Annotated in this window: 5 protein-coding genes; 3 read left to right on the top strand and 2 right to left on the bottom strand. The window is 72.0% G+C overall.

Annotation, left to right across the window (positions count from 1 at the left end):
- Positions 1-39 precede the first annotated feature (39 nt).
- Positions 40-1077 carry a mechanosensitive ion channel family protein gene (locus J0695_RS06785; RefSeq protein ID WP_307798459.1) on the bottom strand — a complete coding sequence of 346 codons (1038 nt, stop codon included), beginning with the start codon at positions 1075-1077 and terminating at the stop codon, positions 40-42.
- A gap of 352 nt (positions 1078-1429) precedes the next feature.
- On the opposite strand from J0695_RS06785, the gene J0695_RS06780 reads away from it, so the two are divergent.
- Positions 1430-1966, top strand: coding sequence for an HNH endonuclease (locus tag J0695_RS06780; protein WP_206960929.1), 537 nt, complete (start codon positions 1430-1432; stop codon positions 1964-1966).
- 45 nt (positions 1967-2011) lie between these two features.
- Here J0695_RS06780 and J0695_RS06775 read toward each other — a convergent pair whose 3' ends face one another.
- Positions 2012-4948, bottom strand: a complete 2937-nt coding sequence (locus J0695_RS06775) for a glycoside hydrolase family 84 protein (RefSeq protein WP_206960928.1) — start codon at positions 4946-4948, stop codon at positions 2012-2014.
- A 254-nt stretch (positions 4949-5202) separates the two neighbouring features.
- Between J0695_RS06775 and J0695_RS06770 the strand changes: the two genes are divergently transcribed.
- Positions 5203-5454 (top strand): hypothetical protein, encoded by a 252-nt coding sequence (locus J0695_RS06770; protein WP_206960927.1) that lies wholly within the window; start codon positions 5203-5205, stop codon positions 5452-5454.
- A partial coding sequence (locus J0695_RS06765; protein ID WP_206960926.1) for a hypothetical protein occupies positions 5455-5642 on the top strand: 188 nt, incomplete at its 3' end.

Raw genomic sequence — 5642 nt, 5'->3', positions numbered from 1 at the left:
CATCTCCAAGTAACAGCAGGCGGCCCGGGCCGCCTGCTGTTACTTGGAGATGTTCGCCGGCGGGATCGGGGACGCCGCCAGGGACTGAGGGGACGTCGGGTTCGCCAGGGCCGAAGGGGCCGCCGTCGCGGCTGCCGAGTCCACCGGGGGCTCCTCGGTGTCGACCGCGACCGGGCCGCCGATGACGCGGATGCCCGCTTCGTCCAGGGCCCGCTTCAGGCGCCAGCGCAGTTCGCGCTCCACGCTCAGCGCCTTGCCGGGCATCGTCTTCGCCGAGACCCGGATGATCATGGAGTCAAGGAGGACCGAGTCGAGGCCCAGGATCTCCACCGGGCCCCAGAGCCGCTCGTTCCAGGGCTCCGACTTGGCGAGGTCCTCGGCGACCTGTGCGATCACTTCGCGCAGATGCTCCAGGTCCTCCGTCGGCTTGACCTGTACGTCGACCGCGGCCGTGGCCCAGCCCTGGCTGAGGTTGCCGATGCGCTTGATCTCGCCGTTCCTCACGTACCAGATCTCGCCGTTGTCGCCGCGCAGCTTCGTCACGCGCAGGCCGACCTCTATCACCTCGCCGGAGGCGACCCCGGCGTCGATCGAGTCCCCGACCCCGTACTGGTCCTCCATGATCATGAAGACGCCGGAGAGGAAGTCGGTGACCAGGTTGCGGGCGCCGAAGCCGATCGCCACACCCGCGACACCCGCCGATGCGAGCAGCGGGGCCAGATTGATCTGGAGGGTGGAGAGGATCATCAGGGCCGCTGTGCCCATGATCACGAAGGACGCGACCGAGCGCAGGACCGAACCGATCGCCTCCGAGCGCTGGCGGCGGCGTTCCGCGTTGACCAGCAGACCGCCGAGCGCCGTGCCTTCCACCGCGGTCGCGCTGCGGTTCATCCGGTCTATGAGTCTGGTCAGGGAGCGGCGGATGACGGTGCGCAGGATCGTCGCGATGACCAGGATCAGGACGATGCGCAGGCCGACCGAGAGCCAGGTGGACCAGTTCTGCTCCACCCAGCCGGCGGCGTTGTTCGCCGTCTCCTGGGCTTGATCGAGGGTGGCGGCCGTTTTGGGCTCACTCACGGCTGAAACCTCCGTAGGTACGGGCAGACCCTCCACCCTAACGGGGGACCGCCGCACGCTTGTTGTCGTGAGCGGCGGCGAGACATCCCTCACCTGCGGGCACCGTGGACGGTGTGGTCAAGCGCACATTCCCGGGCCCGCGACCTGTGCCGATCCGCTGTGCGCCCGCGGCCCTGTGAGGGGAACAGCAGGTCCGGCGCGTCCCAGGGCAGAGGCAGTGGCGGCGCGGCCCACGAATCCCCCCGCCCCGTTACGCGGTCATGGTGGCGCTTCGACCAGGCATGAGGAGAGACTGAGACCAGATCGTCCCGGCGCGAGCCACGCGCCGCCGGCGTACAAGGAGGCATCCACCGTGCCGCACGTCCTGGTCCTCAACGCGTCGTACGAGCCCCTCGGCGTCGTACCGCTCCGCCGCGCGCTCGTCCTCGTCCTCGAGAACAAGGCCATCTGCCTCGAGGAATCCGGCGCCTTCATGCACAGTGCCACCCGCATCGTCCCCGCTCCCAGCGTCGTACGACTCAAGCGGTTCGTGCGGGTCCCCTACCGGGGGCCCGTTCCTCTCACCCGCCGTGCGCTCTTCGCCCGCGACGGCGGACGCTGCGCCTACTGCGGTGGCGTCGCAACCAGCGTCGACCATGTCATTCCGCGCAGCCGCGGCGGGCAGCACCGCTGGGACAACGTGGTGGCGGCCTGCCGCCGCTGCAATCACGTCAAGGCCGACCGGCATCTGATGGAGCTCGGGTGGCGGCTGCGCCATCAGCCCGAACCGCCGAGCGGGCTCGCGTGGCGCATCATCGGGACCGGGCATCGGGACCCGCGCTGGTTGCCGTACCTGCAACCATTCGGCGCGGACGACGCCCTGGCCCGGATCGACGGCATTTCAGCCTGAGGATCCGGGCTTTTGCTGTGGTGGCGCCGGGTGGCCCCTGAGGGGTCACCCGGCCACCGCGTATGCCTCCACCGACCAGAGCGAGTAGCCGAAGCGCGTCGCGCGCCGGTCGCCCTGGACGCGGACGAATCGGGTGTCCTTCGCATCCATACGGACCGATTCCCTGGCGCCCCTGCCGTCCCTGACGGTGGCCGCCGTACGCCAGGTGCGGCCGTCCGCCGAGACCTGGATGCGGTAACCGCTCGCGTACGCGTCCTGCCAGTGCAGCACCACCTGCCCCAGGCGCACCGGCTTCCCCAGATCCGTCTGCCACCACTCCCCATCCTCGGCGGGCGAGGACCAGCGGGTCTTCGGGTCGCCGTCGGAGGCCGCCGAGGCCGGGAAGTCCGGGGTCTCGTCGCCCGAGGACGACGCGGTCGCCGTACGGGCGAGATCCGGGCCGGCGGTGCGCGGATAGGCCCGCACGGTGAGCGTCCGCTCCTCGCCCGCGAAGGAGACCGGGACCCGGTACTCGCCGGGCGGGGTCGCCGGGTCGACTGTCACGTCGATGGGGATGTCGGTCCGGGTGCCGCGCGGGACCGTCGCCTGCTGCGGGACCGCGACATGGATGCCCTTGGGCGCCTTCGCGCTCAGCGCGCCGCGCACATCGGCGGGGCGCTCGGCGGTCAGCCGGGCCTGCAGCCGCTGGGTGCCGCCGCCGATCTCCGCGTCGGCCTCGTCCCGTACGAGCGCGAACGCGGCCTGCGGGCCGTCAGCGAACCACGGTGTCAGATGGCGTACGGCAGGGGCCTGCCCGGCCCAGGTCAGCCGGACCGCGTCCGCGCGCACCCCGCCGGCCGCGGTCTGCGTCCAGCCGGTGGGGGAGAGGGTGCCGATCCGGCGCCAGCCCTGGCCGGGAACCCGTACCTCCACCGAAGCGTTCTCAGTGGTACGGGGGAGAGCCGTCGCCGTGACCGCCTCGACGGGGCGTACGCGGTCGAAGGTGACGGTGTAGGAGCCCGCCTCCCGCGCGACCGTGCCCGCCGTGCGGTCCGCACCCGTCCAGGAGTCCGACGCCTTGGCGGCCCGGTCGACGAAGGGGCCGAGCACGCCCTTGCCGACGGTCACCTTGCTCGCCAGCAGGGACCGGCGCACCGGCTCCAGGGCGAGCTGCGCCTGCCAGGCCGCGGTCCCGTCCCCGCGCGTCTGTGCCCGCAGTATGTCGACGGCGAGCTCGCCCGCCCGGCCGTAGCGTGCCAACTGGTCGATCCAGGGCCCCACTTCGTTCTCCAGGGCCCCGCCCGCCGTGTCCTTCAGTCGCTGCGGGGCCTCGCGCATCACGGTGAAGGCGGCGCGCAGCGAGTCGGCGGACTTGTCCTGCGCCGCCCGGTCGGTCGTCGCGCGCGCGGCCCAGAAGGCGGCGATCAGCGGCTTCAGATAGGCGGACTCGTCGCCTCCCAGTACGGACGAAGCGTCGTTCCCCGAAAGGGCGGTGAGCGCCTCGCGGGTCTTCGCGGAGCTGCCCGCCAGGTCGTCGACGGCCGCCTGCCAGGACTCCTGGGGGCTGTAGGCCTTGGGGTTCCAGGCGTAGTCGGCGGCCGTGAAGAGCGGGATGCGGGAGGCCGAAGGCTGCTGCATCGCGTTGGCGAGGAGAGCGGACGAGCCGCTCGCCACGGCGGGTTCGCGGCCGGTGTAGGGGCCGAGGAAGATCCGTCCTGGCGCGTAGTCGTTGACCGGATAGTTGTCCATGGTGACCAGCGGATGCTTGAACGCGGCGCGCGCACCGGCCAGTTCGGACCCGGTGATCGTCTTCGGTACGACGCCGACACCGGTCCACGCCACCTGCACGCGCGGGTCGAGCCGGTCGGCGAGCGCCCGCCGGTAGGCCGTCGCGCCGTCCTGGAAGTACTCGGTCGGCATCAGCGACAGCGGATCCGCGCCCGGGTGGTACGCGGCGAGATGTGCGGCGACCGTACCCGCCACGCGCGCCTGCGCCTTCGCCGCGGCCTCGGGTCCCGAGCCGAAGGCGTCGGAGTCCGCCGAGCAGTGCCATTCGCTGTAGCTGACGTCCTGGAACTGCAGCTGGAAGGAGCGCACGCCCAGCGCCCACATCGCGTCGATCTTGCGGTTGAGGGCCTTCATGTCCTTGTCCGAGGACATGCACATGGCCTGCGCGGGGGCCACGGCCCAGCCGAGCGTCACATGGTTGCGGGCGGCGCGTTCGGCCAGCGCGCGGAAGTCGGCGCGCTGGGCGGCGGGGTAGGGGTCGCGCCAGCCGGCCTGGCGGTAGGGGTCGTCGCCCGCCGCGTAGAGGTAGCGGTTCTGTTTCGTACGGCCCATGAAGTCGATCTGGTCCAGGCGCTGTTCGCGGGTCCAGGGCTGTCCGTAGAAGCCCTCGGTGGTGCCGCGGACGGCGGTCCCCGGCCAGTCGCGTACGGCGACTCCCGGGATGGTGCCGTGGCTGATCAGCTGGCGGAGGGTCTGGACGGCGTGGAAGAGGCCGTCCTCGCCGACCCCGTCCAGGGCGACGGTGTCACGGCCCGCGAGCTGCCCGGTGGCGATGCGGTAGCCGCCGGAGGGGAGATCGGAGAGGGCGGGTGCGCGGAGATCGCGCAGGGCGTCCTGGGCTCCGGCGCCGCCGAGACGGATGACCGGGCCGCGGCCGGGGAGGCCGGTGGACACCGTTCGTACGCCTGCCTGCGCCAGGACGTCCCTCAGGGCGTCGACGGCGTACGGATCGGCATCGGGCGCCGCGTCCAGGGTCACCTCGGTGCCCAGCGGTACGGGCTGTCCCGCGGCGCGCATCGACTGGGGCCGCGGCCACACCGGCGGCAGCGGGCTGTCGCTGCGGTCGTTCGCGGTGGCGGTGCCCTTGCCGGGTCCGTGTCCGGGTCCCGTGCCGGGATCGTTCGGGGCGGCGACGGAGCCGGGCGCGGCGCCGAGCAGACTGCCGAGTACGGCGACCGCGACAGCCGTGGCTCTTCTTCTGCGACCGAGTTGCACTTTTCCGCCTCCCGCTCTGGTTTCCCGCTCAGGCCTCCCGCGCTACATGGGAGTCGACCCCACCACCACCGGGCAGGGGGTGTCAACGCAAGTGGCCGGTGTGCCGGAATTGCCCCGCGCGCCGCGACAGTCCCACCGCGCGAAGGGGAACGGAATGTGACCCGGCGCACGTTGATGAGATGTATACGGATGCGTCCGCGCCCGCTGGGTAGGGCTGGTTGCGTCCCCGTCGTCGACACGTCAGGAGGCCAGTCGTGGCCGCATCAGCTCAGCTTCTGCTGTCCGCTCTCTCCAAACAGGTGCCGGAGCCGTCCACCCCGTCCCTCCCGGACTTCCCCGATCTTCCCGAGTACGCGGACCTGTGCACCACCAGCTCCATGGAGCTGCCCCTCACCAGCGAGCCCCCGCTCTCCGACGCCGCCCCCCTCACCAGCGAACCGCCGCTCGCCGATGTCACCCCGCTGACCAGCGAACCCACCGCGTACGGCACAGCCGCGGGACTCTAGATGGCCCTTGCCCGGTTAGCCGAGCTGCACGGAGTCGCCACCAGCTACTCACCGTCCGACGACGTCACCGTCCAGGTGCCCGACACCACCGTCGTCGCCGTGCTCGCCGCGCTGGGCGTCGACGCCTCGACCCCCGGGGCGGTACGCGCCGCGCTCGCCCGGGGCGAACGGGCGGCGTCGGGTCGTCT

Origin of the sequence: Streptomyces beijiangensis, assembly GCF_017315755.1 — a bacterium.
GTDB lineage: Bacteria > Actinomycetota > Actinomycetes > Streptomycetales > Streptomycetaceae > Streptomyces > Streptomyces beijiangensis.
Note: the sequence above shows the minus strand (reverse complement) of the source record. Positions and strands in the feature narration are given on the sequence as shown.